Raw genomic sequence first — 25,501 nt, 5'->3', positions numbered from 1 at the left:
TTGGACAGGTGGTGCAGGTCGGCCATGAGGAGCATGTTCTCCTCGCCGGTGATCAGGTTGTCTACGGCGGAGAACTGCCCGGTGACGCCGATCGCGGCACGCACTCCGTCCGGTGACGTGGCGACGTCGTGGCCCGCGACCTGGGCCTGCCCGCCGTCGGCGGAGATGAGCGTGGAGAGGATCTTGACGGCGGTGGTCTTGCCGGCGCCGTTCGGGCCGAGCAGTGCGAAGACGGTGCCTGCCGGAATGCGCAGGTCGATCCCGTCGAGGACGAGCTTGTCGCCATAGGACTTGCGCAGGCCGAGGGCGGAGACGGCGGCGGGCGGCTCCTGGCCGTTGCCACGCTTGGACGTGGGCATGACAGACGAAGGCATGGGCCCTCCCGATCGAAGGCAGGAATGGAGTGATACGTGGACGGTCAGGCGCGGGCGCGGCGGATGTCGATGTTTCCGAAGCGCGTACGGGCGCGGACCTCGACGGTGTCCTTGGACTTCTCCGGGGGGTCGGAGGCGTCGAGCGTGTTGCGCACCTGCCCGCGGCCGGAGCTGACGTCGAGCCAGGCGGCGGTGCCCTCGCGGATGCCGACCTCGATGGCGCCGTAGGAGGTTTCCAACTGGACAGTGCCGCAGACGACGTCGGCGACGCGCAGGGTGCCGTGGGCGGTGGTGGCGACGACCGAGCTCTCGGCGTGCTCGACGTTGATGTCGCCGTTGGATCCGCTCACCCGCAGGTCGCCGGTCACGGTGCCGACGGTCGTGGTGCCGTGCGAGTTCTTCAGGACGGCGGTGCCGTCGACGGTGCCGACGCGCAGGCTGCCGGAGCTGGTGGTGATCTCGGCCATGCCGTCGACCCGGTCGACGGTGATCGAGCCGTGGGACGCGGTCAGGTGCAGCGGTCCGGTCGTGTCGAGGCGGACGTCACCGGACGAGGTCTTCACCCGGACCTCGCCGAGCCGACCCTCGCCGAGAACCTGGGCCCAGGCGCCGGTCATGTCGACGCGCGAGCCCGTGGGCAGCTCGACCGTCACGTCGACGGTGCCGGTGCGCCCGAGGGGATAGCGCTGCTTGGGCGTTCGGACGGTCAGGACGCCGCCCGTGTACGAGACCTCGGCCTGGTCGGCGGCCCTCACGTCCTGGTCTTTTGCCGGGTCGCGGGGAGCTACGCCCACGACGGTGTCGGCACGGTCGGTCGCGGTGAACTGGATGGATCCCGCGTCCACGCGGGCGTTGACCGAGATCGGCTGGGGAGTGTCGAAAGAAGGCATGGCTGTCCCGTCCTCTTGAGTCCTCTGGGGTGTTCGTGGCGTCCCCGCTGGTGGGACGTGGTGTGGGTGGAGTCTTTGCGAGAAGCTGGTTAGTGCACCCAGCCCGTGAAGCTTTGGCCGATGGTCCTGGTCTTCTCGGGGGTCCGGGGGGTGGCGGCGCCGCCCGTGTCGACCGCGGCCGCCACGACGCGTACGAGCCATGCGTTGACCGACAGGCCCTCGCCGGCCGCCGCGTCTTCGGCGCGCGTCTTGAGGTGGGCGGGCAGGCGCAGATTGACGCGGGCGGTGCCGCTCTCGTCCGTGTCGGCGGGGACCGGCGCCGGTGCGGGCGCCGGCGCGTCGAGCGGTTCCGTCCGGTCCTCGCGCTGCGGCAGCACCACCACGAAGTCGGGGTCGAGGCCTCGCAGTCGTACGTCGACCGAGCCGGGGGCGAGTTCACGGGTGATCTCGTCCATGGCGGCGGACAGCACATGGAGCAGGGTCAGGCGGGTGGCCGACTCCAGCGGCGCGGTCAGCCGCTCGGCGAGCGCGCGGGCTTCGTCCCCTCCGGCTTCGGCGGCCACCGCCAGTTCCCTGTGGAGTGTTTCGACGTACGGCGTCAGGTCCATGGCTCCATAGTGGCACCACTATGGCGCCATCGGCAAGCCTGAAGATGCGACGCCGTGGCGCCAGGAGGGGTTCCGAGATGACGTATGAGTCAGTATCTGCAGGTCAGTGGCGTTGTCGGGGAGTGGTGAAGTCATGGCGCCAAGTTGTCGTGGAGTGGTGTCGAGCGGTGCCGCGTGGGGCTGGACGGGCGTCCTTTGCGGTCGGTGCACCCACCGTCCAGCGCTTCAATCAGAGCGGGGATCTTGTTGCGGGCCCGGGTGACCGCGAGGTCCGCGAGCACGCGGGGGTCGCGTTCACCGACGATCAGGGCGTCCACCGCCGATCGGTGAGCCTCATGCACGGAACGCTCAGACCGGCGGCTCCGGGGGAGGAGCTGATCACCTCGCCATCGTGAATAATGGCGGCAGAATTCGCACTCTTCCTGATCGGCAGCCTGACCGAGTTCCTCATCGTGCCGCGCGATGTGTGCATCCCTGTGCTCCTCGTGATGCCAGATGGCCGGCAGGAGCTCGCGAAGGCGCAGGTATTGGGGGGACGGCTACGGATGGTGGGCATCGGCCGCGTGCGAACCACTGAATCCACAGACCCTGGGCTTGTGTTCATGGACCTTCCTTCCCTGCCGCCACGGTTGACCGAGGATGAGGTGGCCGAGGCAGAGCGCGAACTCGGTGTGTCCTTCCCGCCCGAGTACCGCGCGTACCTGCTGGAGACGGACGCCGCCGGTCCGGTGTTCCGGCCCTACCGGGCGGAGCGGGGCTGGCGGTGGGGCGGCGGCCGGCAGACACGGATCGACCTGCTGGCCATGCCCTTTCCACACCCCGACTCGTACGCGGACGCGGACGCGGAGCTGGATGCGCGGGAACCCCCCGCGGAGGACTTCCCGGGCGGGCAGTCGTACACGGAGGCCTGGCGTGCTTGGGACCTGGAGTGCGAGGACTGGGAAGAGCGGAAGACCGCCGGCGCCGTGGTCGTGCAGGAGGAAGGGTGCGGCTTCGCCACGCTGCTGGCGATCACCGGCCCTCTGGCCGACACGGTGTGGTGGGACGGACGCGCCACCTGCGGCCTGATCGTCCCGCTCTCCCTCGACCACCCCGGCGGCGCCCGCCCGGTCACCTTCGGCGAGTGGCTCCGGCACGGTTCCTGGGACCTGCTGCCGGCGGATTGGGGCCGATCGAGAGTCTCATGGGAGCCGGTCGCGCTGAGGCGGCATGGCGCCGGCGCGAGCGGCCACCGCTGAACGTGCCGGCCACCGCAACTCGCCCCGGACGACCTCGGGGTGCACCGGATTGGGGGGCGCCGCCTCGTGGGCGGGGGAGTTACCCGCGGCCGGTTACTTGGGGTGCGGCCACCACCGCTGGTCGGTGCCGAAGACCGCGCGCAGGGTGCTGGTCGCGCAGTGATCTCGCCTTCGGACACATGCGTGGACCATGGTGCGGGCAGTGAACAGGCGGCGGGGACCCGCACGATGTCGGCGTCGGTCAGACCCACCTCGCGCTTCAGTACGGCGACGTTGGCGTCGCAGCGAAGACCTTCGCGCGCTCGGCGTGGCCAGGACGACCGTGTCGGGCGGGGACCCCGCCGACGACGCCCGGCGAAACTGCACGCCGACGATCTCACCGCCGAGGAACGGGTTGCCCTTTTCCATCGAGCCTCATCAAATCACCCAGGGGCCGGATACGAACGGTGCGGATCACCGGTCGGCTTGGGCTTGTGGTCAGCGCTGGGCGGTGGCGAGGCGCTGTACCTGCTGGGCGACGAGGCTGGGTGGGAAAGGGGTCTGTCGGTCGACGTCCACCATCGTGAAAGCGGCGATGGTATCGCCGATCCGTACGACGATGTTCTCGGTGTAGCGAAGGTGCCCGTCGCCCACGTCGGCCACCTCCTCAAAGCGCACCGCCTCGTCGCCCACGGTTGGCGCCGGCACGACGACGATGCGGTTGGTGAACTTGTTGCCGCCGTAGTCGACGCCGGAGAGGTTGCGGCACAGCGGCAGGTCTGCTTTGAGAGCTCGGAACAGGCTCTTGGCGCCTTCGGGCGGATAGGCAGCCAACGTGGTGCTCCCCGAGAAGACGTCGGCCTTCCAGTTGATCAACTGCTGGACCCCGACGGTGGCCGCATTGCCCTCGATGATCTCCATCACGTCCTGGCACGCCACCGGTGTGAGGCGGGGAAGCGAGGCGCCGCCGGTGGGGCGCGTCAGGGCCGTCACGGGCATGCCGTACGTACCGGGGGTGACGTCCTCCGGGAAGGTGAGCGCTGTCAACTTCTGCACGGTCAGCGCCGGCGCTGAGGTGAAGGTAGGGACCGGCACCGGCGTCGGCAGAGCCGGCGAGTGGGAAGGGCCGGCGCCTGGCGCCTTGCCGGATTCCGGTGCGTGCCCGCCCGCGGACTTGCCGTGGCCGGTGTCACCCGCACACCCGGCCAGCACCATCAACAACACCCCCGTCGAACCCGCTGCAGTGATGGCGCGCGCATATCCAGCCCTCATGATCCCCCCAGGAATGATCAACCGTCGGCGCTCATCATGACCCGTATCAGGCGCGCAGGAACACCCATCCAGCGAACGCCCCAGGTGCACCGCCGAATCGATCGGGGCCCGTCACACGGTGGGGCGTTCCGCGGTGATCGTGAAGTAGTCGAGGGTGCCTTCGTGGAAGGCCCGCAGGAAGTTGCGGGGCCACGTGCCCGGCTCCCAGGTTCGCGCCAGCCAGCGGTCCCAACCGGGCCACACCGACGCCCCGATCGAGGTGACACGGACCCCGGTCAGGCCGGCTCGTTCGAGACTGTCGATCAGCAACGGGATGGTGTGTGCGACGTCCAGGCCGTTGGCGAAGGTGTCGAGCAGCTCGGCCAGGCGCCCTGCGCCCGCCGGTTCGGCGTCGGGGACGAAGAAGCTGGCGACGACGGCGCGGCCACCGGGCCGCAGCACGCGTGCGGTCTCCCGGGCGAACGCGCCGACGTCGCGGAAGTGCTGGGCGGCTTCGACGCTGTACACAGAGTCGAACTCGCCGTCACCGAACGGCATCTCCTCGGCCGCGCCGTGCGCGAAGCGCAGGTGCTCGGGGCGGCGGGCCAGTAAGTCTGCGTTGACTCGCCCGGCGCGTTCGAGCTGCTGTGGATGGATGTCCATACCGGTGACCTGCGCGAAGCCGCACGCCTCGAGCGCAACGGCGGCGCCGACCCCCAGCCCGCAGCCGACCTCCAGGGCCCGTAGTCCCTCGGTGGGCGCCAGGGTACTGAGTACGTGGCGGTACAGGGCGTGCTGACTGCTGATCCGGTCGTGTTCGGTCAGCGGTCGGTCCAGGTCGATGCCCTGCCAGTAGCCGAAATTGATGAACCCCCCGCCGAAGAGGGACGTCGAACTGAGATCGGCCGGACCGTACGTCTCCTGGACCGCGGACGGGATCGGGTGCTGCGTCGCCCCGGAATGCTGCGTCATCTGCGCCACCTTCGTCATGAAAAGCACGGCCGCCGCTCGGCGGACCGCACCCTCAGGTATCGGCGCCTTCCGGCGTCGGCGCAAGGCCCGCGGCGGGTGATGTTGCCACCGCATCGCCGATCGGCACGCGTTTCAGCAGCGCCCGCTCCAGAACGTAGGTGGGGAGTCTGTCCAATGCGTCAGCCGGGCCACGGTGCTCTGCTCAGACGACCGGCTGGCCGATGCCCAGCAGGTTTCCCTCGCTGTCACGGAACCAGGCGGCGCGTTCCCCCCGTGCGCCCTTGCTCGGATAGTTCCCGTCGATTGCGGCGATCCCGTCCTCCGTTCGCAGCCCCGGCACGTCGACCTCCTCGAACACCACGCCGCGCTGCTTGAGTTCCGACACGATTGTCTCAACATCGTCGACCTCCCACCCCATCTGAGTGAAGGTGCCGGGCGAGGCTCCCATCGACGTGAACAGGGCGAACTCCGTGCCTGCGCATCGATACAGCAGCCCACCGGGCCGTTCGTCGACGGGCTCCAGACCGAGCTGCTCGGCGTAGAAGCGCCGCGCCCGGTCCAGGTCCTGGGCTGGAAGCCTGGTCGCCACGCGACCCCGGGCCAGGATGTTCCTGTCGTCTGCGTTCATCCCTCTACTGTGCCGTGAGCGTGGACGAACGGACGGGCGACAGGCGCGGGACAACCAGCGTGTTGTGAGTAATGGTCAGGGGTTGTGGATCGCCTGAGGACAACGCTGCCGGTCAGCGAGGGGAACCGCTGGACCTCCAGCTGTACAGCTGATGCCTAGGGATGTTGCTCCCACTCGGTTCGGGTGAGTTCGTACTCGACCTCGCCGTGCTCGGATCCCTCGATCGCCTCCGGCCAGTCCCCGGAGAAGGTCCGGATGAACGACAGGCCCGCCTTCTCCATCACATGTCGAGATCCCGCGTTGACCGTCATGGTGTTCGCGGTCACCCGCTCCACTCCGAGGTCCGTGAACCCCTTGCGGATCAAGGCTCGTGATCCCTCCGTGGCATATCCGCTGCCCCACGCGGCCTTGTTCAGCCGGTAGCCGAGTTCGACCACGGCGGGGCTGTGGTCGTCCAGGGGGCGGAATTCGAACCAGCCGAGGAGGACCCCGGTGGGATTCTCCTCCGCCGCCCAGTAGCCGCGGGCCCCGATGCACGGGTAGACGTGAAGGAGCCTGGGCAATGTCCGCGCCTGGATCGCCTCGCGGCTCGTCGGCCGACCGCCGTTGATGAAGCGCATGACGTCGGGGTCGCTGTCCAGCGCGAGCAGGTGGTCGGCGTCGGCCTCGGTGAACGCGCGCAGCACGAGCCGTTCGGTCTCCAGGAAGATGTCCATGCCGCGATCTTCACCGCCGGCAGCCGGGGCCACCACCGAGTATTCGTAGCGGGCCGGTGAAGGGACGGCGGTTCATGCCGCCTGGGCATGAGGCCTTCGAGGGCAGCCCGGGCCCTGGGGCGGCGCATCAGCCTCGCCGTCTCCGCCGAGCACGCGCATCGAGCAGATCGCCGGGCGGCCCGTCAGCACTCCCATGTGGTCCGACTCTGTCGATCGAAGGTCGCCGTCGCCTGGTCAGAGGCTTCCCCGCGTCGACCTCACGGTCATTGCGCAACATAAGGTTGCGGATCTCTGGTGCGGCGACTACAGTCATACGCAACTGATGGTTGCGTATTGGAGGTCCAAAGTGGAGTTCGGAAAGCTGGAGCGCGAGATCCGCATCGACGCGGCGCCCGAGATTGTGTTCGATGTGGTGAGTCGTCCCGAGCACATCAAGATGTGGTGGTCCGACGACGCATCGTTCGAGCCTGCGCCAGGCGCGGTCGGCGAACTGGTGTGGGGCGACCGCGCCGGGGTTGAAACGATCACGGTGGTCGACGTGGATCGGCCCCGCAAGTTCTCGTTCCGCTGGATTACTCCTGACGGTCAGCTGCCCGAGGCAGACAACTCTCTCCTGGTCACCTTCGAGCTCGAGCCTTCCGGCGACGGCACGATTCTGCGCCTGACTGAGAGCGGCTGGCGGGAGAAGGGCTGGGAAGCCGCTGTGCTCGAAGAGGCCTTCCACGACCACGAGCGCGGCTGGGACATGTTCCTGCCCAGGCTGCAGAAGTACGCCCCTTCGGTGGCGGCGCAATGACCGTCGCCGTCGACGACGAACTCTGGTCGGCGATCGGCGACCCGACCAGGCGCCGTCTGCTCGACCTGCTGCTCGCGGAAGGAGTCGGTACGCCGACCAGCCTGAGCGATCGTCTCCCGATCTCGCGCCAAGCGGTCACCAAGCACCTGGGCGTCCTCGATCGCGCAGGCCTCGTGCGCGCGACACCGATGGGCCGCGAGCGGCGCTACGAAGTTGACGAGGCGCAGCTCGCCCGCGCCGTCCGGCAACTGAATGAAGTCGGCAAGAACTGGGATGCGCGGCTGAACCGCATCAAGCGCATCGCGGAACAGATCCAGCGTCAGAAACGCGACTGACCGGAAGAATCATCACCTTAGGAGGGCACTATGACTGGCTTGCTGCTTGGCGACAAGAACGCTGTGATCTATGGAGGCGGAGGAGCTATCGGCGGCGCAATCGCACGGGTATTCGCCCGGGAAGGCGCGAGGGTCTTCATCGCCGGGCGGACGCAGGAGAAGCTCGACGCCGTGGCGCGTGATATCGCCGCCACGGGCGGAACGGTCGAGACCGCGCAAGTTGACGTTCTCGATCAACAGGCGGTCGAAAAGCACGCCGATGCGATCGCGACGACGGCCGGCAGCATCGACATCGCCGTCAATGCCGTGAGTGTCCTGCACGACCAGGGGACTTTGCTGGCGGACCTCTCGCTGGAGGAGTTCATGCGGCCGATCGATGGCTTTCTGCGGACGCTGTTCATCACCAGCAAGGCCGTGGCACGGCACATGGGTCGCGAGCGTCCCGGCGTCATCCTGACCCTGTCCGAGCCGGGGTCCAAACTGGCTGTAGGCGGCATCTTGGGGCACAGCGTGAGCGCGGCCGGCAAGGAGGCCTTCTCGCGGGTTCTGGCCGCGGAGCTGGCACCCAGCAACATCCGGGTGATCTGCATCCGTCCACACGCTGTCGTCGATGCGCCGGCAGCGGGTTCCTACACCAAGGACCTCTTCAAGCAGTCCGCGGCAGCGGCCGGGCAGTCGGTCCAGGAATTGCTCGAAGGCGGGGGGATGGCGCAGGGGACGCTTCTCAAGAGACTTCCCACGCTCTCTGAAGTCGCAGAGACGGCCGCGTTCCTGGCTTCGGATCGAGCCGGAGCCATGACCGGGACAATCGCCAATCTGTCCGCCGGCGCACTTGTCGACTGAGGCCGCTATGACCGATCAAGCCGAAAAGGCCAAGCTGCTTCGTTCCCTGCACATGCCGGGCGCTCCGCTGGTGCTGCCGAACGCCTGGGACGTCGGCAGCGCCCGCGCCGTCGTCGATGCAGGCTTCCCGGTGGTCGCGACCGCGAGCAACGCGATCGCCGCCGCTCTGGGCTACGACGACGGTGAGGGTGCCCCGAGCAAGGAGATGATGTTCGTCGCCCGACGCATCGCTGCCTCTGTCGACGTGCCGGTCACCGTGGACGCCGAGGCCGGCTACGGGATGGCGCCGGAGGAGCTGGTCGAATTGCTCAGTGGGATCGGAGTCGTCGGCTGCAACATCGAGGACAGCGCTCATGCCAACGGCGGCCTGATCGACGTCGATGTCCGTGCCACCTACATTGCGCGGATGCGCGCAGCCGCCGACCGTATCGGGGTCCCGCTGGTCATCAATGCGCGGATCGACTCCTTCTTCCCCACCTCGCCTCTGGCCGAGAATCAGAAGCGTGCCGATGCGATCAGCCGGGCTGAGGCGTACTGGTCGGCCGGCGCTGATTGTGTGTTCCCTCCCGGAGCCGGGCCGGACGACCTCCGGGCGATCGTCGCCGAGGTCGGCGCGCCGGTGAACGCTGGTCTTCGTCTCCCGCTGAAACGCGGCTCGCTGGACGAGCTTCGTGCAATCGGTGTGGCCCGGGTCTCCATGGGGCCCCAGCTGTACCGCAGCGCACTCGACCACCTGCGCACCGATCTCCAGCCACTCTTCGAGACGCGGACGTGACGGACCAGCTCGACTTCTCCCACAAGCCGATGCTCCACGGGGACTTCGTCGACCTGCGCCCGGTACGCGCCGGCGACGCACACTCATTCTCAACGTCGCATTGGACGACCCCGAAGTAGCGATGATGATCCAGCTGGTCGAGTTCGCCCAGGAACGCCGGCGGGCAATCATCGGGGTGCATCTGGTCGCGGTGGTCCGCTCAGGCGCGAGGTTCGACAACGGCGCCCTGGTCGAACGCATGGACGAGGCCACCGCGGCCTGATCACACATCACCCGATCCACAACTCTTGACAACTGTTCATGCACCTGGCTCCAGTGGCGCTTCCGAAGCTCGATCGCCGGTTACCGGAAAGTCAGATTCGGCGCGGTACGGCTCCGTCCTGCCAGCGGTAGAGGTCGCGCAGCAGGGAAATCTCGGCGCCGTGATGGATCAGCTCCCTGTTGACGTGCAGGACCCTGTTCTCCATGGGAAACCGCTCGGGACCCACCGTGGGCGGATTCTCCAGGTCGGCGTCCGAGAGTTCGCGAACCCCCGCGTTCCATCTCCCATACATCTCATCGAGCTGTTTTAGCGCCTCGTCAGCGGTCCCCGCGTAGGCGAATGTCTGGGAGTCGACGTCCTCGCCGCCGAAGTACCATCCGACCCGATAGCCCAGGCACGAGACGATGATGTGCGCCAGCCGCCAGGCAATCGTGGTCACCGGCGCCGGCACCGGGTCAGGGGACGCGGAGTCCATCGTCCATTCCCCCGAACCTGCCGACATCGGTGCCGCCGACGTGCCACGTGCGCGGATGCTCCAGCAGCCGCGCACCGGCTCCCAGAAGTACTCCTCATCGGTAAGACCGTGCAGCCGCGGCCGCAGGTTTTTGTGCCAGTACCAGTCCAGCTGGTCCGCGATTCGCGCGCTTCTTGTCATTTCCGCACACTACATACAACGGAAACCTGGCTGCGACCCTCGCGGACGCCGTCGCCGGCCGTGGGCCGCGAGAGCCGCCCGAGATCAGCATGAGTATCCCGAGCGAGCGCCACGCCAGAGCCTGCGACCCGCAGGTTCGAAGATGGCGAAGACTCAATGACTGGGTATGCCCCCCTTTGCCGCGCTCTAGCGCTCGAAGAGCTTCCAGTGCCCCTCGGAGACGACCTCGATGGCACCGTCCACCACCTTGATGGCAGTGTCGTCGTCGACCGCGTACCCCGGCACTGGCACGCGCGCGGCCCACTTCTCGGCGTCGGCCATGGTGTTGTCCGGGCACATTACGTTGTCCAAATGCGGGAAGATCGAGAAATCGACCATGCCCAGCGCGCTGTCGCCGCCGGCGGCCGGCTTCCAGCCCACGAACTCCTCGCCGACGTGCGGGGCCATCACCATGCTGCCGGCGCTCAGTCCCACATAGACCGTCTCGCTCAGCGACGAAAGCAGATCCGCCAGGCCGGACTCACGCATCCAGTGGTGCAGATACAGAACGTCGCCGCCGCACACGAGCAGGGCATCGGTCGCCTGGACCAAGGGGACCCAGCTCTCCTCGTCGATACTGGGCAGCGCAGTCAGCTCCAGCATTCCTACGGACTTCCATCCCAGCTCGACCATGGGCGTGGACGTCTGCCCGGCGATCTGCCGCCACGTCATGACCGCGGTCCCGGGCAGCATGCCGTACATCGCGGTGGGGATGCACAGGGCGGTGGACTCGGCGATGGGTTTGCCCAGCATGTCGACGAGGGCGTCACGAATGCTCTGGTTACTGACGCCGCCGGAGGTGAGGAGAAGCTTCATCGCGCCTTCCTTGTCCATGGAGAGCCGGGACCGGCCACGGCGAGCCGGGGAAGCCTTCGAACGCCCTAGCGTTCTTCGGCAGACGAGTCAATCACGGTGCACTGACCGGAACGCTGCCTCTTCACCAGTCGTCTGGGCTCGGACAACGCCGCGTGGACGGCGCCCCGGCATTGCGAATCGCGTGTCCGACGCGAGCTTGGGGGTGGTTTGGCGGCCCGAGAGGAATGTGGATCGAGACACCGGCTTCGCGCTTCGCATAAGGGACTTCTGCACCGGACTCCGGGATCAGACACCGGGCTCCGGGCTCCTCAAGTATCTTGCTGCGGTGGACCAGTTGATCACCGAAGACCCGACCTACATAGGACCGTACCGCCTGATCGCCCGCCTGGGCGCGGGTGGTATGGGCCTGGTCTACCTGGGCCGCTCGGAGGCCGGACGGACCGTAGCCGTGAAGGTGGTGCAGGCCGAGCACGCCCAGCACCCCGAATTCCGGAAGCGGTTCGCGCGTGAGGTGGCAGCCGCCCGACGGGTGGGCGGGGCCTGGACGGCGGCCGTACTCGACGCCGATACCGAGGCCGACGTGCCCTGGGTGGCGACGCAGTACATTCCGGGGCCCGACCTGCACAGCGTGGTCGCCAAGGACTTCGGATCGCTGCCCGAGCATTCGGTCCACACCCTCGCCAACCGCCTCGCTCTCGCTTTGCAGGCTGTGCACGAGGTGGGCCTGATCCACCGAGACCTGAAGCCGTCCAACGTCCTCGTCACCGTCGACGGTCCGCGCGTCATCGATTTCGGTATCGCTCGGGCGATGGACAGCCTGGCCGGAGACAGCCTGCACACCCGCACCGGCATGCTGATCGGCTCCCCGGGGTTCATGTCGCCGGAGCAGGTGCGCGGCCTTGAACTCACCCCCGCCAGTGACGTCTTCTGCCTGGGCGCCGTCCTCGTCTACGCCGCCACCGGGCGCCTCCTCTTCGGCGCCACGGACACCGGTCTCAATGCTCACCTCTTCCGGATCGCCGAGGAGGAGGCGGACCTGACCGGCGTGCCGGAAACGCTGGTTGACCTCGTGCGCGCATGTCTGCACAAGGACCCGGCCCAGCGGCCCACCCTGCAGCAGATCGCCGCGCAGACAGCGGCGAACGGGGACGGCGAGTGGCTGCCTGGCCCGGTGCTGGCCCAACTCGGTCGGCATGCGGCACAGTTGTTGGACTACGCCCCGGCGACGCGGACCGCTTCGCCGGCCCCGGCCCCCCTCCCCGCCCAGCCGCTGCCCCCACTGCCCGCGTACTCACCGACGGCGCCGGCGGACTTCCGTCCCGCGCCGGGCTTCGGCCCACCGCCCGGCCCGTACCCCGGCGCCTGGCCCGCGCCTCCTGTCCCGGCCGACGTCCACGGCCCGCATCCCCGACGCTGGTGGGGCCTGCTGGTCATCACTCTGGCGCAGTTGCTGGTACTGATCAACGCGTCGTACCTGACGGTCATTACGCCGTCCCTCCAAGCTGACCTGCACATTTCCGTCGACGACCTGGGGTGGGTGTTCTTCGCCTATCCCCTCACCTTCGGCGGTCTGCTCCTGCTCGGCGGGGGCATCGCGGATCTCATGGGCCGCAAACGGGCGCTGATCATCAGCCTGGTCGGCTTCGCGGTGGCCTCCGCGCTCGGGGGCGCGGCCCCAGGCGGCAGCATGATGATCTGCGCCATGGCGCTGCAGGGTGTCTTCGCCGCGCTGCTGTGGCCTGCGGCGCTGTCCCTGCTGGCCACCTCTTTCACCGATCCGAAGGAGCGCGGCAGGGCCTTCGGGGTCTTCGGTGTGATCGCAGGTGGCGGCTCGGCGATCGGCCTGCTCGCGGGCGGTTGGCTGGTCATGAGACTGGACTGGCGCCTGTGCCTGTACACCAACGTCCTGATCGCCGTGGTCGCCGTGATCGGTGCGGCCACCTTGGTGCACGACCGTGCGGGCCGCACTGCGGCGCGCCTGGACCTGCTCGGCACCGTGCTCGGCACCGGCGGGTTCGGCGCCCTCACCTTCGGTTTCCACAAGGCTGGTACCTGGGGCTGGACCGACCTCCGGACCGTGGCCCTGCTGTTGGGTGGCGTCCTGCTGATCGCGGCCTTCGTGGGGTGGCAGGCCAGTGCGTCGAGCCCACTTCTGCCGCCGTACGTCTTCAAGGACCGAGGTCGCCTCGGCGCCTTCCTCACCATGCTCTTGGCCGGCATGGGCCTTTCCGCGCTGCTCCTGACCCAGACCGTCTACCTCACGGACGTGTTCCGTTACGACCCGCTCAGGACCGGGGAGGCGTTCCTGCCCGCGGTGGCCGCGGTGGTCATCGGCTCCACCCAGATCTCCGCCCGCCTGCTGCACCGCGTCGCACCCCGCAATCTGATCGTGCCGGGCCTGGCACTGGTGGCCCTCGGTGTGCTGCTCCTGACGCGCCTCACGCTCGACGGCACCTACACAGCCCAGGTGCTGCCGAGCCTGCTCCTCACCGGCCTCGGCACAGGCATCGCCTTGATGCCGCTCTTCGCCACTGCGACGGACGGCATTGCCCCGCAGGACTCCGGTGTGACCTCGGCGTCCGTGAGCAGCGCTCAGCAGCTGGGGGGTTTGATCGGCATGGTGGTGTTCGGCAGCATCCTCGGCCCGGCCATCGCCGCCCGCATGCATGATCTGAACGGGCCGCCGGGCCTTGATGAGCTTGCCCGGAGTGGGCACGCCATCAGTGTGCGGGGGCTTCCGCCGGCACTGTGGAAGCCGCTCGCCGAAGCGACCGTGAGCGGATACGCCTCCACCCTCTGGTGGGCGGCCGGCATCCTGCTGCTCGCGGGACTGGTCGCAGGCCTGATGCTTCCGTCCACCGGCCCCGCGACCGGGCCGACACCTCTGTACGGCCAGGGCGGACGCCTCGGACCTTCATGACGCGTGAGTGCTGCGTGAGCGGCCTTCAGGTCGTAACCGACCTGCAGGCCGCGCGCCCAGGACGCATGCCGTATGTCGAGTAGGGGCAGATGGCAGCATGATTCTCTCCCACATGGGTGAGGCCGCGTACAGCGCCATGATCAAGGGACAGGCGAGATGGGTTGACGTCGCAGCCGACCATTTGTCGAGGTGGCGGGCTCGACGTATCGGGCTGCAGGCCACCCTTGTCATCAGTGCTGTGCAGACGGGAACGGCCTCCCACCCACCGAGGGTTCAGGTTTGACCGGCTCCGCCGTCACGCCTTCCGCGTCGGACCTCGGACATCAGCGAAAGGCGGGTGGCCGCTCTAGGAGACCGGGTTTTCGATCAGCGTGACCCGATTGCCGTCGGGATCGTGAACCACGGCGAACCACGGGCTCGATTCGGCCACGGCCCCCCGCGGTCGGCCGCACCCTCTTTGCGGCCAGGTGGCCGCCGCTGACCCCGCACGTCCCTTCGGCAGCGCGGGGCTGGGGCGAATGGCGGCGGCTCGTGGTCCAAGGTTGTTGTCGTTGGTTCGTTCAAGATCCAGTGGAGTTCCCGTTGCCGAGGTCCCAAGCCTCGATGTCGCGGTAGTGGATCGGTCCGTGGCTACGGCCGACGTTGCTGCCGACCAGGTGCAGACGTTCGGCAGGCCATCGGCAGCCGGTGAATCCGGCGAACCCTTCGGCGATTTCTCCGACCGAGGATCGATCTCTTCGGCGGGCACGGGCCAACGTCAGATGGGGGAGCAGGGGTCGATCCTCGAAGGCGACACCGCAGTTCTTGACGGCGGTCCGCACATCGGCGGCGAGCAGGTGCAGTTCATCGAGGTCTCCGTCGATTCCGCTCCACAGCACCCGGTCGTCGAAGTTTCCACTGCCGCGTAGTGCCAGACGCAGCGGTCGGTGGGCTGCTGCGAGGTGGGCGAGAGGAGGACGCAGGAGCGGAACTGTCTCGGCCGGTAGCTCCCCGAGGAAGGCCAGGGTGATGTGCCAGTCCTCCACGCGGTTCCACCGCATGTCAGGGTGTGTGTCATAGGCGGGGCGCAGCGCCCGGGCCAGTTCTTCTTTCGCGTGGTCGGGCGGGGCGAGGGCGATGAACACGCGAACGGTCGCGGGCTGAGTCTCTTCGGTCACACCAGACTTCGTACCGCACCCGGGCACCTCCCGGGCACCTCCTGGGCGCTGGACGCAGCACCGGACCTGCTGAACGCTCGCGCCTCGGGGAAAAAGCGGTACGTCGGGCGCCGACACGGCAAGAACGACCGCCTCCCACGCCGGCTACCTGCGGGCAGTCGCCTCCCTACGTGCAGTGCAACCGCTGTGGGACCAGGACACGTCCGAGCTGCTGGTGTTTCCGCCTCCTGGGAACTGCGGCTCATAGGCTGCGTCACATGAACGTTCTCTTCATCACGAGTACGGCGGTCGTCGTCGCTGACCCGCCGCAGAGCCGCAGACTCTTTATGGACACTCTGGGCCTCCCGCTGGAGGGCGAAGACGACGGCTACTACTCCAGCGGGAGCATCGCAGGCAGCAAGCACTTCGGTGTGTGGCCGCTCTCGCAGGCAGCCGAGGCGTGCTTTGGCACGCCGGCGTGGCCTGCCGACCGGGTGGTCCCCCAGGCATCGATCGAGTTCGAGGTCGAGGACGCAGACGCTGTCACAGCGGCCGGAGACGAGCTCGAGCGCGCGGGCTTCGACCTGCTGCACCCAGCTCGTACCGAGCCGTGGGGACAGACGGTGACCCGGCTTCTCACGGACGATGGCTTGATCGTCGGCATCTCCTACGCCCCCTCGCTCCACGACGAAGAACGTGCCTGAGCTTCCCCCATGACCAAGACCTCGGCTGATCCGACCGGGACCAGGCCGATATGACCCTCAACGGCGCAGGCTCTGCCGTAGTCGTCAGTGCCGTCCGTCGTTCCCGGTGGAACCCGTCCACGCCTCCAGCACGGCTTCAGGGATCACGATGAGCGGCCCTTCCAGGGACTGTCCAGGGACTCCACCCACGTGACCGCCCCCGGCTCTCCGTACATGACCACACGCGCAACCTGCACACCAAGGCTGACAAGCTTGACTCTTCAGTTCGGTGAGATGTCCAGCTGCCCCAGCGGGCCTGCGACATCAGGGGAACGCTGGGAGTCGGTGACGCCGTTGGGTGGGCGTGTTCCGGTGGGCCGTGGGCGGTCCAGAATCGTTGGTGATCGTGGGGGGACCGCTGGTCGGAGACGGCCCGGTGGTGTGTCCGTGGCGCCGGCGTCGGCGGTAGGTCCTAGCCTCGTCCTCAAAGGGCTAACGCCATTTACCGGAGGGCAGCACCATGGCCTCGATGCCGCAGAAGATCACCACTTTCCTCATGTTCGAAGGCAGGGCGGAGGAGGCGATGACCTTCTACACGTCGCTGTTCGAGGACGCAGGGGTCGTCGGCATCTCCCGCTACGGAGCTGACGGCCCCGGTGAGGCGGGCACAGTCCAGCGCGCCACGTTCTCGCTCGCCGGACAGCGGTTCATGTGTATCGACAGCTACGTCAAGCACGAATTCGGATTCACCCCGGCGATGTCGCTGTTCGTCGACTGTGACACCGAGGCCGAGCTCGACCGCCTCTACGCTGCCCTCGCCGACCAGGGCACGGAGCTCATGCCGCTGGGCTCGTACGGCTTCAGCGCCAAGTTCGGCTGGGTGAACGACCGCTTCGGTGTCTCCTGGCAGCTGAACCTGCCCGAGTGACAGTCCGACCCTCCTCGTGGAGCGGGGGAGTCGCCGTAGGCCTCGGCGAGAGGTGCGCCGATGCCCAGCGCGACAGTGACGGCCATGGCGGCCGCCGCGGCCAGAGCCGGGATGCGGCGCCGGTCACGACCGCGAGGGAGCAGGGACCGTGGCGCCCGCGGTGTCATCGGCCGGTTACCGGCCGGCCCAGCGGTAAGAACGCCAACGCACTCGCCGCCACGCTGGCCCAGGCCGAACAGGCAGGCCACGACCCCCAGGCCCTGCTGCAGAAGGCCATCGACCTGCGCGAACTCACCACCGTCGACAACCGTGAACGACGTCCTGATCTGGCGACTATGTCGCCTCGCCCAACTCCCCGCACACTCCGGCGACGCTGGCCGAAGCCCCCAGACCGGCACCCGCCGCACCCAGAATGCGACCACCGCCCTGACGCCAGGACTACTCCGCTCCCGACCATTCCTCCTGCCGCGCCCGAACCGCGCAACCGCCCTGCGCGTCGTTGATGAGCAGGTTGGCAGCCCCAGACGATCCGCCCGGTCGCCTTGCCGGACTTGAAATCGGAGCAGTGGCTCGGGATCTTCATTTCTGCTGCGCGCCTGATGGCCAGTCAGCAGGTGGGGCCCGACGATGGGCTTCAGACGGGAGATACAGGCGCTGTGAGACGGAGAGCGGATGGCTGACCGGACGACTCATGGGGATGCAGGGATGGAGCCGGGTGCCGATCGGCGGCGCTTCCTTGGACTGGCCGCCGGCGCGTTGGCGGTGGCGGGGTTGGGCAGCGCTGACGTTCCCACGGAAGCCCGGGTCGTTGCAGGTTCCGGGGCAGTGTCCAAAGTGGCCGGGCCGGCGGCAATCGAGTCCAGTGCCGATCCATTGAATACGACGGTCGAGAACAGCAGACGGGGAAACGCGGACTGGGCCATCACCCGAGCCGGGGCCCAGGATGCGGTGGAGGGCTTCGCCGATCGAGTCAGTGTGTTGGCGGGTGAGCGGTTCGGACTGCACGTTTCGACCGTCGCGGCCGGATTCACCGTCTCGGCATACCGGATGGGTTGGTACGGCGGCGCCGGTGCTCGGTTGCTCTGGCGCTCGGCCCTCCTGCCTGGCCATCAACAGTCCGCCGCCACCGTCGACACCGGAAACCGCATGGTGCGCACCGCTTGGGCGCGCACCACCACCGTCGACACCACGGGCTGGCCCGAGGGCAGCTATCTGTTGCGCCTGGATGCGCAGGGCGGGATCGGGCAGCGCTATGTCCCGATCACGCTGCGCTCACGCTCCACCGCCGGAAGGACCGTGCTGGTCAATGCGGTGGCGACCTGGCAGGCGTACAACCTGTGGGGTGGCCATAACCTCTACAACGGCCCGACCGGCGGCCGGGCCACCCGGTCGCTGGAAGTCACGTTCGACCGTCCGTACCAGTACGACGACGGCGCCGGACTGTTCCTGGTGTACGAGGCCCCGCTGATCGCCCTCGCCGAGCGCCTCGGCATCCCGCTGGCCTACGCCACCGGCGTCGATGTTGCCCGTGAACCTCACCTGTTGCGCGGCGCCACCGCCATGGTCTCGCCTGGCCACGACGAATACTGGTCCGACGAGCAGCGCAAGCACGTGACGGCAGCGCGGGACTCGGGGGTGAACCTTGCCATTCTGGGGGCGAACTGCTGTTTCCGCCGCGTCCGGTTCGGCTCGTCCAGCCTGGGCATCGACCGGGTTGTCGCCTGCTACAAGCAGGACTACCCGCTGGACCCCGGGTACCGTGCGGGCGGTTCAGCGACCACCGACTTCCGTGCCGGGCCGGGCGCCGACCCGGAGAGCTCACTGCTCGGCGTGATCTACGACGGCTATCCGGTGGACGCCCCCTACGTCGTGACCAACCCCGGCCATTGGCTCCTCGCCGGCACCGGAGCCAAGCACGGTGACAGCTTCCCCCATCTTGTCGGCGTCGAATTCGACCGGGTGAACACCAGCTGGCCCACGCCTCGCCCCCTGGAGATCCTCGCCCACTCCCCAGTGGTCTGCGAAGGCCGGCCCAGTTTCTCCGATACCGCGTACTACTCCGTGCCCGGCGGCGCTGGGGTCTTCGCGTCCGGCACGATGCGCTGGGTCGAGGCATTGAACGCCGCGGGACCGGGTGGCAAGGGCAACCACGGCCTGAACGCCGCCGCAGGCGCATACACGCGCACCGTCACGCAGAACGTGCTGCGGGCGTTCGCGACCGGCCCGGCGGGCAGGGCCACGCCTGCGCTCGACAACGTCGCCGCCGTCTACAACACCGGCTGACGCCCCAGCGGCCGTGCCCCGTGTGCGGGAGGTTCAGCAGGCGGGCCGGGCCACGGCGCGCCGGACGCTTTCCCGCGCGCCTGGGACAGCGGTCACACGTAGTCCTCCAGCCGGGCGACGGCGAACCCTTGATTGGAGATCTGGCGCAGCATGTTGGCGGTCATGGTGGTCATCGAGGTGCCTTTGAGCTCCTTCGGGCCGCGGAAGTGAGCCAGGATGATGTCGCCGGGGTGCAGTTTGTGGTCGCTGTGCTGGTAGCGCATTCCGTTGATCTGCATGGTCTCGCGCCACAGGATCATGGCCTGGATCCCGCAGGAGGAGGCCGCGGTACGGGTGGGCTCGTCCCAGCTGCCGTAGGGCGGCCGCAACAGGCGCGGCGCGCGGCGGTACCGGGAGGCGAGCCGGACCTGCTGGCCACAGATCTCGTGCCGTTGGGCGGCCAGGGCAAGGGTGGGCAGGTGGGGGTGACTGAGCGTGTGGTTCTCGATCGGATTGCCAAGATCGCGCAGCCTGGCGAAGTACGCGTAGTTGCTGCGGATGATGTCGTCGGTGAGGAACATCGTGAAGGGCACTTTGAGGTCCCTCATCATGGCGACGAACTTCGGATCCTTTTCGGCGCCGTCGTCGAAGGTGACGAAGACGATCTTTTGGGTGGTGGGTACTTCGCTGATCACCGGGATCGGGCTCCCGCCGGCGCGGACCGGTTTGACCGCCGGTGCGGGCGGGGCAGCCGGTAGCGCCGGGATGCCCCAGCGGCGGAAGGCCGCCGGGGTGCTGCCATCGGGGCCGTGGCGCCCGGGTGTGGTGTCCGCGCCTTGATCGGCTGGCGGAGTGGTGGACGGGGCGGCCACCACCGCACGGTCCTTGCCCTCGACCGTTGCGTACAGACCGGCCACCACGCACATGAGCAGGGTGGCTGCTCCAAGGGCTTCGCCGGTCCTTCGGAGTGTGCGATCACCGATTCTCAAGGGCTTCCTCAATTCCTGGGAACAGGGAAGTAGCATCAGCCGAAACACCTGGATAAGGAACTTGATTGATGGCGTGTCGGTTCCTGGTCTTCCTAGCCGCTCCCGAGTCTTAGTGACGCGTGGGCATAGGCGCAGGGATGGCCCGTCGTATTCCTCACCCTGATGGACCTCACCCTGATGGACCAAGTCCTGATGGATATGAGGTAACCGCCACTTCGGGCTGGCTGGTGTGTCGAGACGCCGCGCAGCGGGGGCGCGCGGCATTCTGGGCTGCCTGCCGTCCCTCAGGGCCCGTTCCGTTTCCGTTCGACAAAGGAGGACCGGTCCATGGCATGGGATTCCGACCATTCTTCTGCCCGCGCTGGGCGGCGAGGATTTCTGGCCGGTATCGCTGCGCTCGGCGCGACGGCCGTCGGCGCACTGTGGCCCGTCTCGGCCATCCGGTCTCGTGGGGGTGCCCCAGGCATCGGATCAGCAGCATCGATGGGCGTGGATTTCCCGAAGCGTGAGCTTCGCGGCGTCTGGATCACCTCGGTGAACAACACTGACTGGCCGCCGTCGCGAGGGCTGTCCGCGGACCGCCTGCGCGCGGCTTTCCTCAGCCATCTGGACCGCGCCAGGGCCCTGAACTTGAACGCGGTCTTCGTGCAGGTCCGCCCCGCAGCCGACGCGTTCTGGCCGTCACCCTATGAACCGTGGTCGCAATGGCTGACGGGAACCCAGGGCAAGGATCCGGGCTGGGATCCGCTGGCCTTCATGGTCCGCGCCTCCCACGAGCAGGGCCTGGCCTTCCACGCCTGGTTCAACCCCTACCGGGTGGCAATGCAGCCCGACGTCAGCAAGCTGGCGGCCGGGCACCCGGCCCGAATTCACCCGGACTGGACATTTGCTTACCGGGGATTGCGCTACTACGACCCCGGGATTCCGGCGGTCCGCCAGTTTGTCCAACAAGCCATGATGGACGCCGTAACGCGCTACGACATCGACGGCGTCCACTTCGACGACTATTTCTACCCTTACCCGGACGACGATCAGAAGCTCCCGGATGACGCGACATTTGCCGTATACGGGGCCGGCTTCACCGACCGGGGAACCTGGCGCCGGCACAACATCGATCTACTGATCCAGGAGATGCGCGACTTGGTGCGTGCGGCCCGCCCCGAAGCGGCCTTCGGGGTCAGCCCGTTCGGTGTGTGGCGCAACGTCGGCCGAGATCCGGCCGGGTCCGCCACCAACGCCCTGGCCTCCTACGATGCGCTGTTCATGGACTCCCGCGCTTGGGTCCGCAACGGATGGGTCGACTACATCGCCCCGCAGCTGTACTGGCCCATCGGCTTCGAAATCGCCGACTACCGCACGCTGGCAACGTGGTGGGCCGCCCAGGCCGAAGGCACCTCGACCCAACTATGGATCGGCCAGGCGGTGTCCAGAGCGGGGGCACCGGAACGGCCAGGCCCATGGCAGGACCCCGAGGAGTTGTCCCGACACCTGACACTGAACGCCACGCTCCCGCAGATCGGCGGCAACATCCTCTTCAGCGTCCGGGACCTGAGCGTGGACCGGATCGGCGCCATCGCCCGGATGGCAGCCGAACACTGGAAGCGGCCGGCCCTCGTGCCCCTACTGCCACGACTGGCCACCGCACCAGCCCCCGCCCGCCCGGTCGCCCGCCTGGTCCACGACGCACGGAACGGACCCCGGCTGATCTTCCACGGCCGGGAGGACCATCCAGCGTTCCAGCACGCCGTCTACCGTTACGACACCTACCCCGGACTCGAGCCATACCCCGACCAGGCTCACCTTGTCGCTCTCGTCCCGGGTCCCGAAGGCCATTACCCGGTCCCAGGCGAGGGCACGGCGTTCTACGCGGTGACCGCAGTGGACCGGGTAGGCCGGGAGAGCCCGCCGAGTCACGCGGTTCGGGCCCCCGGCTGATCACCAGGCCGCCGCTCAGAACGCCGACCCCGACACCACCGGCGGGGAGGTGACGGGGACCTCGGGCAGGCCCACATCACCGCGCTCGGTGAACTCATCGAAACCACCTCACAGACCGCGCCCAAGACCTGCTGGAGCACCTGAGCGATGCCCTGGACCGCATCGATGCCACCGCCTCCGGGAGGCTGGCCTTGGCGTGGTGGTGGACCGCGTTCGCCGTCGGCGGGAAGTCGGCCGTCTGCCTCGGCCCGGCGGAGTGGCACGGTGTTCGACGACCAGTTCGCCGGGATGTCGTCGTAGAACGTGTCCCTGGCGCGCTCGCCGCCACACCCGTCACAACAGCACCGGCCCTGGCCAAGGCCCGTGACGCAGTCCTGTCCCAGGGGATGGACGACATCCGGCCGGCGGCGGTCGTGTGGGTTCAGGACGCGTTGGTGAACACGGTGACGGAGTTGCCCGGGACGGTCACGTTGTGACCGCCCGTGAGGTCCGCGGTCAGTGTGCGGACCTTGGTGGGGAAGCCGTTGCCGTCGACGGTCGGTGCCGAAGCGCTGGTGTACACGTACTTGTCCAGCGTCGTGCTGCGCGAGGTGTTGCCGATCTCGGTGCCTCCGCCCGCCAGCTTCTGGAAACCGCTGCCGAACAGAGAACCCGTGAGGGCCGACAGTCACCTTCTGCCATTCTGCAGTGGAATGGCGGTGCGGCCGGCGGGCCGCCCCGACAGGCTCCTTTCGGTCTGGCCGGGCCTGATCAAGATCAGTTCACCCATGGCCGGGCACGACATCTGCGGACGCGATTTTCGCGCGCCTCCTCACCACATGAGATGACTTCTAAGCTGGAAGTGAACCTCGTAGATGGTGACGAAGGTGCACACCCCAGAGACGGGGAGGCGGCGCGGATGCGTGTGGGGATACCTGCGGTGATGCGGGCCTGGGTGGCGGAGGCCGGCCGCCCCGGGAGTGTGCGCTGCGTCGAGCTGCCCGTTCCGGAGCCCGCGCCGGACGAGCTGCTGGTGCGAGTTCACGCGTGCGGGGTGTGCCGCACGGATCTCCATGTCCGCGACGGTGATCTCCCTCCGCACCAGGAGCGGACCGTGCCGGGACACCAGGCCGTCGGCGAGGTGGTCGCGACCGGCGCCGGGGTGATCGCTCCTGCGGCTGGGACGCGTGTGGGGATTCCCTGGCTGCGCCGGACCTGCGGAATGTGCCGGTACTGCGCCCGTGGGCAGGAGAACCTCTGCCCGGACTCCGTCTACACCGGCTGGGACGCACACGGCGGCTATGCCCAGTACGCCACCGTGCCCGCGGCCTACGCCTACGACCTGCCCACCGGGTACTCCGACGAGGAAATCGCGCCGCTGCTGTGCGCCGGGATCATCGGCTACCGGGCCCTGTGCCGCGCCGACCTTCCTCCCGGCGGCCGTCTCGGCATCTATGGCTTCGGCGCGTCCGCCCATCTCACCGCGCAGCTCGCCATCGGCCTGGGTGCCGTCGTCCATGTGCTCACTCGGTCCCCGGCCGCTCAGGCGCTCGCCCTGGACCTCGGAGCCGCGTCGGCCGGCGCCGCCGCCGCCGGCCCGCCCGAGCCGCTGGACGCGGCCATCCTCTTCGCGCCGGCGGGCGACCTGGTCCCCGTGGCGCTGGAGGCACTGGACGCCGGTGGCACCCTCAGCATCGCCGGGATCCACCTCTCCGAGATCCCGCCGCTGCAATACCAGCGCCACCTCTTCCGCGAACGCACCATCCGCAGCGTCACCGCCAACACCCGCCAGGACGGCCGGGAGTTCCTCTCCCTCGCGGCCGACCGGCATCTCCACGCCACCCTGGCCGCGTACGACTTCGCGGACGCGGACCGAGCACTGGACGACCTTGCCGCGGACCGGATCAACGGAGTGGCCGTTCTCCGCATGCCCGACTGACGACGAGGCGTTGCCATCGAAGACGCGACGACCGGGTGGCGCCGCGCCGGTCACTTCCGTGCGGTCCTGGCGAGGCTACGGGCGGCCCGGAAGCCGGCGAATCCGGTTCCGACGGCAACGACACGGGATCGGCTCATGATCGCCTCGGGTGCGCATGGGCACGGCGGACATGTGCGTGGCGAACGGACTCCGCCTGCCCCTGCGGAACCGCGCCGAACTCCGGTGCCGCCTGGCGCGGCACGATCCGGCTGGGTGCGGTCCGGCGCGGCCCGGCGGGATCACCGGGTCGCGCTCATCAGACGCAACTGGACGTCTTTCTCCTGGTCGCCGGCGGCGGTGCTCTGCCGCTGGATGTCGAACTCGGCGGCCAGCGTCTCCAGCATCCGGTCCACCGCCCAGTAGCCGCCCTGCAGACCGGCCTCGACGGCAGCCGAGAGCTGCACGGGACCGACCGGAGCACGTTCGGGTGCCACCTCGAAGGTCGAGGTCCACACGGTGTGCGGGTAGGGGGTGTACTGCGGCGCCTCGTCGTCCGCGCGGTCGCAGTTGTACGACTGCCGCAGCGCTTGGAAGACGGCGTTGGCGTCCTCCTTCGAGCAGTTGGTGAGCGTCACCACGACCGGGGTCGTATGCCGCTGTGCGATGTTCACGGTGATCCTTTCCCTTCGCGGCAGAGGCGGAACGGATGGCCGGCGGGATCGGCGTAGACGCGGAAGCCTCGGAGGCCCCCGTTGTCGTCGAGATCGAGCGGGGTGGCGCCGATGGCGAGCACTCCGGCCTGCGCGGCATCCAGATCCGGGACTGTGAAGTCCAGGTGGAGCTGCTGGGATTTGTCCGCGGCCGGAGGCCGGCGCGGCGGCTTGAGGTCGGGCGCGCCCTGGAAGGTGATCAGGTGGCCGCCGGGGGCGTGGAGGTGACACCGGCCGTCGCCGCCCTGCTCGACCTCACCTCCGAGCACCCCGGCGTAGAACGCGGCGAGGGTGCGCGGGTCCGGGCAGTCCACGACGACGAGACAGTTGGTCGCGAGGCCCATGGCGGGCGGATGCGAGCGTTGGTGCTCGGACGGCGGGGGCGGCAGGGGCGGCTGTTCCCCCGAGCGGGAAACAACCGGGCGCGACCAGACGAGGGCGGAGAGCAGCGCCCACAGCAGCGTCAGGGCCCACGCCACGGCGAGGGCCCAGACGAGCACCGGTGCGGAGGTCCACACCGCCGCCACGAGCAGACCCGTGGAGACTCCCGTCAGGGCGCATCCGACCAGGAGCCGGAGCCGCTTGCGCGGACCCGCCCTGAGCAGGTGCAGGGGCTCGGGATGGGATCGCATCGTCCGGAGTTTGAGATCCAGGGCAGCGTCGTTCTGGCGTGCGACCTGCTCGATCTCGGTCAGGATCCGCCGTTCGTATTCCGAAAGCCCGGCTCCGTCCATGCCCACCGCCTCCTCACGGCTGCACGGCGTCGAATGGACGCACTCCAACGAGTGGCACCATCGCTAGTACCCGCTGATTACGGAGTCAGACAGCAGAATCGCGGCCGGTTCGCAGACGCGGCCGTCCGGG

26 protein-coding genes and 2 pseudogenes are annotated in these 25,501 nt (G+C 68.5%); 12 read left to right on the top strand and 16 right to left on the bottom strand.

What is annotated here, in order from left to right:
* The 3 genes from AC07DC_RS38635 to AC07DC_RS38625 form a co-directional block, all read right to left on the bottom strand.
* The coding region (locus AC07DC_RS38635; RefSeq protein WP_478919448.1) for an ATP-binding cassette domain-containing protein at positions 1–374 on the bottom strand (374 nt) is incomplete at its 3' end.
* A gap of 44 nt (positions 375–418) precedes the next feature.
* Positions 419–1,264, bottom strand: coding sequence for a DUF4097 family beta strand repeat-containing protein (locus AC07DC_RS38630; protein WP_478919447.1), 846 nt, complete (start codon positions 1,262–1,264; stop codon positions 419–421).
* Between the two features lie 89 nt (positions 1,265–1,353).
* Complete coding sequence (locus tag AC07DC_RS38625) at positions 1,354–1,872, bottom strand: hypothetical protein (RefSeq protein ID WP_478919446.1); 519 nt, start codon at positions 1,870–1,872, stop codon at positions 1,354–1,356.
* Between the two features lie 602 nt (positions 1,873–2,474).
* On the opposite strand from AC07DC_RS38625, the gene AC07DC_RS38620 reads away from it, so the two are divergent.
* Entirely contained in the window at positions 2,475–3,110 is a 636-nt protein-coding gene (locus AC07DC_RS38620) for an SMI1/KNR4 family protein (protein WP_478919445.1), read from the top strand.
* A gap of 477 nt (positions 3,111–3,587) precedes the next feature.
* On the opposite strand, the gene AC07DC_RS38615 is transcribed toward AC07DC_RS38620, so the two are convergent.
* The 4 genes from AC07DC_RS38615 to AC07DC_RS38600 form a co-directional block, all read right to left on the bottom strand.
* Entirely contained in the window at positions 3,588–4,361 is a 774-nt protein-coding gene (locus AC07DC_RS38615; protein ID WP_478919443.1) for a hypothetical protein, read from the bottom strand.
* A gap of 111 nt (positions 4,362–4,472) precedes the next feature.
* Positions 4,473–5,312, bottom strand: coding sequence for a class I SAM-dependent methyltransferase (locus AC07DC_RS38610; protein ID WP_478919441.1), 840 nt, complete (start codon positions 5,310–5,312; stop codon positions 4,473–4,475).
* A 202-nt stretch (positions 5,313–5,514) separates the two neighbouring features.
* Positions 5,515–5,940 (bottom strand): VOC family protein, encoded by a 426-nt coding sequence (locus AC07DC_RS38605; RefSeq protein WP_478919440.1) that lies wholly within the window; start codon positions 5,938–5,940, stop codon positions 5,515–5,517.
* Positions 5,941–6,095: 155 nt separating this feature from the next.
* Positions 6,096–6,656 (bottom strand): GNAT family N-acetyltransferase, encoded by a 561-nt coding sequence (locus AC07DC_RS38600; protein WP_478919439.1) that lies wholly within the window; start codon positions 6,654–6,656, stop codon positions 6,096–6,098.
* A 346-nt stretch (positions 6,657–7,002) separates the two neighbouring features.
* Here AC07DC_RS38600 and AC07DC_RS38595 point away from each other — a divergent pair, with 346 nt between their 5' ends.
* From AC07DC_RS38595 to AC07DC_RS38575, 5 genes are all read left to right on the top strand, one after another.
* Positions 7,003–7,452, top strand: a complete 450-nt coding sequence (locus AC07DC_RS38595) for an SRPBCC family protein (protein ID WP_478919438.1) — start codon at positions 7,003–7,005, stop codon at positions 7,450–7,452.
* On the top strand, positions 7,449–7,787 hold the full coding sequence (locus tag AC07DC_RS38590; RefSeq protein ID WP_478919436.1) for an ArsR/SmtB family transcription factor: 339 nt from the start codon (positions 7,449–7,451) through the stop codon (positions 7,785–7,787). The genes AC07DC_RS38595 and AC07DC_RS38590 overlap by 4 nt, the downstream gene beginning before the upstream one ends.
* 30 nt (positions 7,788–7,817) lie before the next feature.
* A complete protein-coding gene (locus tag AC07DC_RS38585; RefSeq protein ID WP_478919435.1) occupies positions 7,818–8,630 on the top strand; it encodes an SDR family NAD(P)-dependent oxidoreductase in 813 nt (270 codons plus the stop codon).
* Positions 8,631–8,637: 7 nt separating this feature from the next.
* Positions 8,638–9,405, top strand: a complete 768-nt coding sequence (locus tag AC07DC_RS38580; protein ID WP_478919433.1) for an isocitrate lyase/PEP mutase family protein — start codon at positions 8,638–8,640, stop codon at positions 9,403–9,405.
* Between the two features lie 100 nt (positions 9,406–9,505).
* Positions 9,506–9,667 carry a hypothetical protein gene (locus AC07DC_RS38575; RefSeq protein ID WP_478919431.1) on the top strand — a complete coding sequence of 54 codons (162 nt, stop codon included), beginning with the start codon at positions 9,506–9,508 and terminating at the stop codon, positions 9,665–9,667.
* A 91-nt stretch (positions 9,668–9,758) separates the two neighbouring features.
* On the opposite strand, the gene AC07DC_RS38570 is transcribed toward AC07DC_RS38575, so the two are convergent.
* Together AC07DC_RS38570 and AC07DC_RS38565 are read right to left on the bottom strand one after the other, a co-directional pair.
* Positions 9,759–10,322, bottom strand: coding sequence for a DinB family protein (locus AC07DC_RS38570; RefSeq protein WP_478919430.1), 564 nt, complete (start codon positions 10,320–10,322; stop codon positions 9,759–9,761).
* Between the two features lie 186 nt (positions 10,323–10,508).
* A complete protein-coding gene (locus AC07DC_RS38565; RefSeq protein WP_478919429.1) occupies positions 10,509–11,177 on the bottom strand; it encodes a Type 1 glutamine amidotransferase-like domain-containing protein in 669 nt (222 codons plus the stop codon).
* A gap of 325 nt (positions 11,178–11,502) precedes the next feature.
* Here AC07DC_RS38565 and AC07DC_RS38560 point away from each other — a divergent pair, with 325 nt between their 5' ends.
* Positions 11,503–14,097 carry an MDR family MFS transporter gene (locus tag AC07DC_RS38560; protein ID WP_478919427.1) on the top strand — a complete coding sequence of 865 codons (2,595 nt, stop codon included), beginning with the start codon at positions 11,503–11,505 and terminating at the stop codon, positions 14,095–14,097.
* Positions 14,098–14,657: 560 nt separating this feature from the next.
* On the opposite strand, the gene thpR is transcribed toward AC07DC_RS38560, so the two are convergent.
* Positions 14,658–15,254, bottom strand: coding sequence for an RNA 2',3'-cyclic phosphodiesterase (gene thpR, locus AC07DC_RS38555; RefSeq protein ID WP_478919426.1), 597 nt, complete (start codon positions 15,252–15,254; stop codon positions 14,658–14,660).
* A 257-nt stretch (positions 15,255–15,511) separates the two neighbouring features.
* Between thpR and AC07DC_RS38550 the strand changes: the two genes are divergently transcribed.
* A complete protein-coding gene (locus AC07DC_RS38550) occupies positions 15,512–15,937 on the top strand; it encodes a VOC family protein (protein WP_478919424.1) in 426 nt (141 codons plus the stop codon).
* Here AC07DC_RS38550 and AC07DC_RS38545 read toward each other — a convergent pair.
* Positions 15,901–15,987 carry a hypothetical protein gene (locus AC07DC_RS38545; RefSeq protein WP_478919458.1) on the bottom strand — a complete coding sequence of 29 codons (87 nt, stop codon included), beginning with the start codon at positions 15,985–15,987 and terminating at the stop codon, positions 15,901–15,903. The two genes, AC07DC_RS38550 and AC07DC_RS38545, sit on opposite strands and share 37 nt — an antisense overlap.
* Positions 15,988–16,445: 458 nt before the next feature.
* Between AC07DC_RS38545 and AC07DC_RS38540 the strand changes: the two genes are divergently transcribed.
* The gene (locus tag AC07DC_RS38540; protein WP_478919423.1) at positions 16,446–16,844 is read left to right on the top strand and encodes a VOC family protein; all 399 of its coding nucleotides are present in this window, start codon (positions 16,446–16,448) and stop codon (positions 16,842–16,844) included.
* A gap of 672 nt (positions 16,845–17,516) precedes the next feature.
* On the top strand, positions 17,517–19,127 hold the full coding sequence (locus AC07DC_RS38535) for a N,N-dimethylformamidase beta subunit family domain-containing protein (protein WP_478919422.1): 1,611 nt from the start codon (positions 17,517–17,519) through the stop codon (positions 19,125–19,127).
* A 92-nt stretch (positions 19,128–19,219) separates the two neighbouring features.
* On the opposite strand, the gene AC07DC_RS38530 is transcribed toward AC07DC_RS38535, so the two are convergent.
* The gene (locus AC07DC_RS38530; protein WP_478919421.1) at positions 19,220–20,095 is read right to left on the bottom strand and encodes a polysaccharide deacetylase family protein; all 876 of its coding nucleotides are present in this window, start codon (positions 20,093–20,095) and stop codon (positions 19,220–19,222) included.
* Between the two features lie 327 nt (positions 20,096–20,422).
* Between AC07DC_RS38530 and AC07DC_RS38525 the strand changes: the two are divergent.
* A pseudogene (locus AC07DC_RS38525) lies at positions 20,423–21,715 on the top strand (glycoside hydrolase family 10-like protein); the annotation flags it as partial.
* A gap of 736 nt (positions 21,716–22,451) precedes the next feature.
* On the opposite strand, the gene AC07DC_RS38520 reads toward AC07DC_RS38525, so the two are convergent.
* Positions 22,452–22,592: a hypothetical protein gene (locus tag AC07DC_RS38520; protein WP_478919420.1), complete on the bottom strand. Its 141-nt coding sequence runs from the start codon at positions 22,590–22,592 to the stop codon at positions 22,452–22,454.
* Positions 22,593–22,952: 360 nt separating this feature from the next.
* On the opposite strand from AC07DC_RS38520, the gene AC07DC_RS38515 reads away from it, so the two are divergent.
* A complete protein-coding gene (locus tag AC07DC_RS38515) occupies positions 22,953–23,948 on the top strand; it encodes a zinc-binding alcohol dehydrogenase family protein (protein ID WP_478919457.1) in 996 nt (331 codons plus the stop codon).
* A 278-nt stretch (positions 23,949–24,226) separates the two neighbouring features.
* On the opposite strand, the gene AC07DC_RS38510 is transcribed toward AC07DC_RS38515, so the two are convergent.
* The 3 genes and pseudogenes from AC07DC_RS38510 to AC07DC_RS38500 form a co-directional block, all read right to left on the bottom strand.
* Positions 24,227–24,598, bottom strand: a complete 372-nt coding sequence (locus AC07DC_RS38510) for a hypothetical protein (RefSeq protein WP_478919419.1) — start codon at positions 24,596–24,598, stop codon at positions 24,227–24,229.
* Positions 24,595–24,981, bottom strand: a complete 387-nt coding sequence (locus AC07DC_RS38505; protein WP_478919455.1) for a VOC family protein — start codon at positions 24,979–24,981, stop codon at positions 24,595–24,597. Before AC07DC_RS38505 ends, AC07DC_RS38510 begins: the two co-directional genes overlap by 4 nt.
* A 129-nt stretch (positions 24,982–25,110) precedes the next feature.
* Positions 25,111–25,371, bottom strand: a pseudogene (locus AC07DC_RS38500) (DUF3040 domain-containing protein); the annotation flags it as partial.
* Positions 25,372–25,501 lie beyond the last annotated feature (130 nt).

This window comes from Streptomyces sp. NPDC045021 (assembly GCF_056432645.1).
This window is presented reverse-complemented; position numbering and strand designations above follow the sequence as displayed.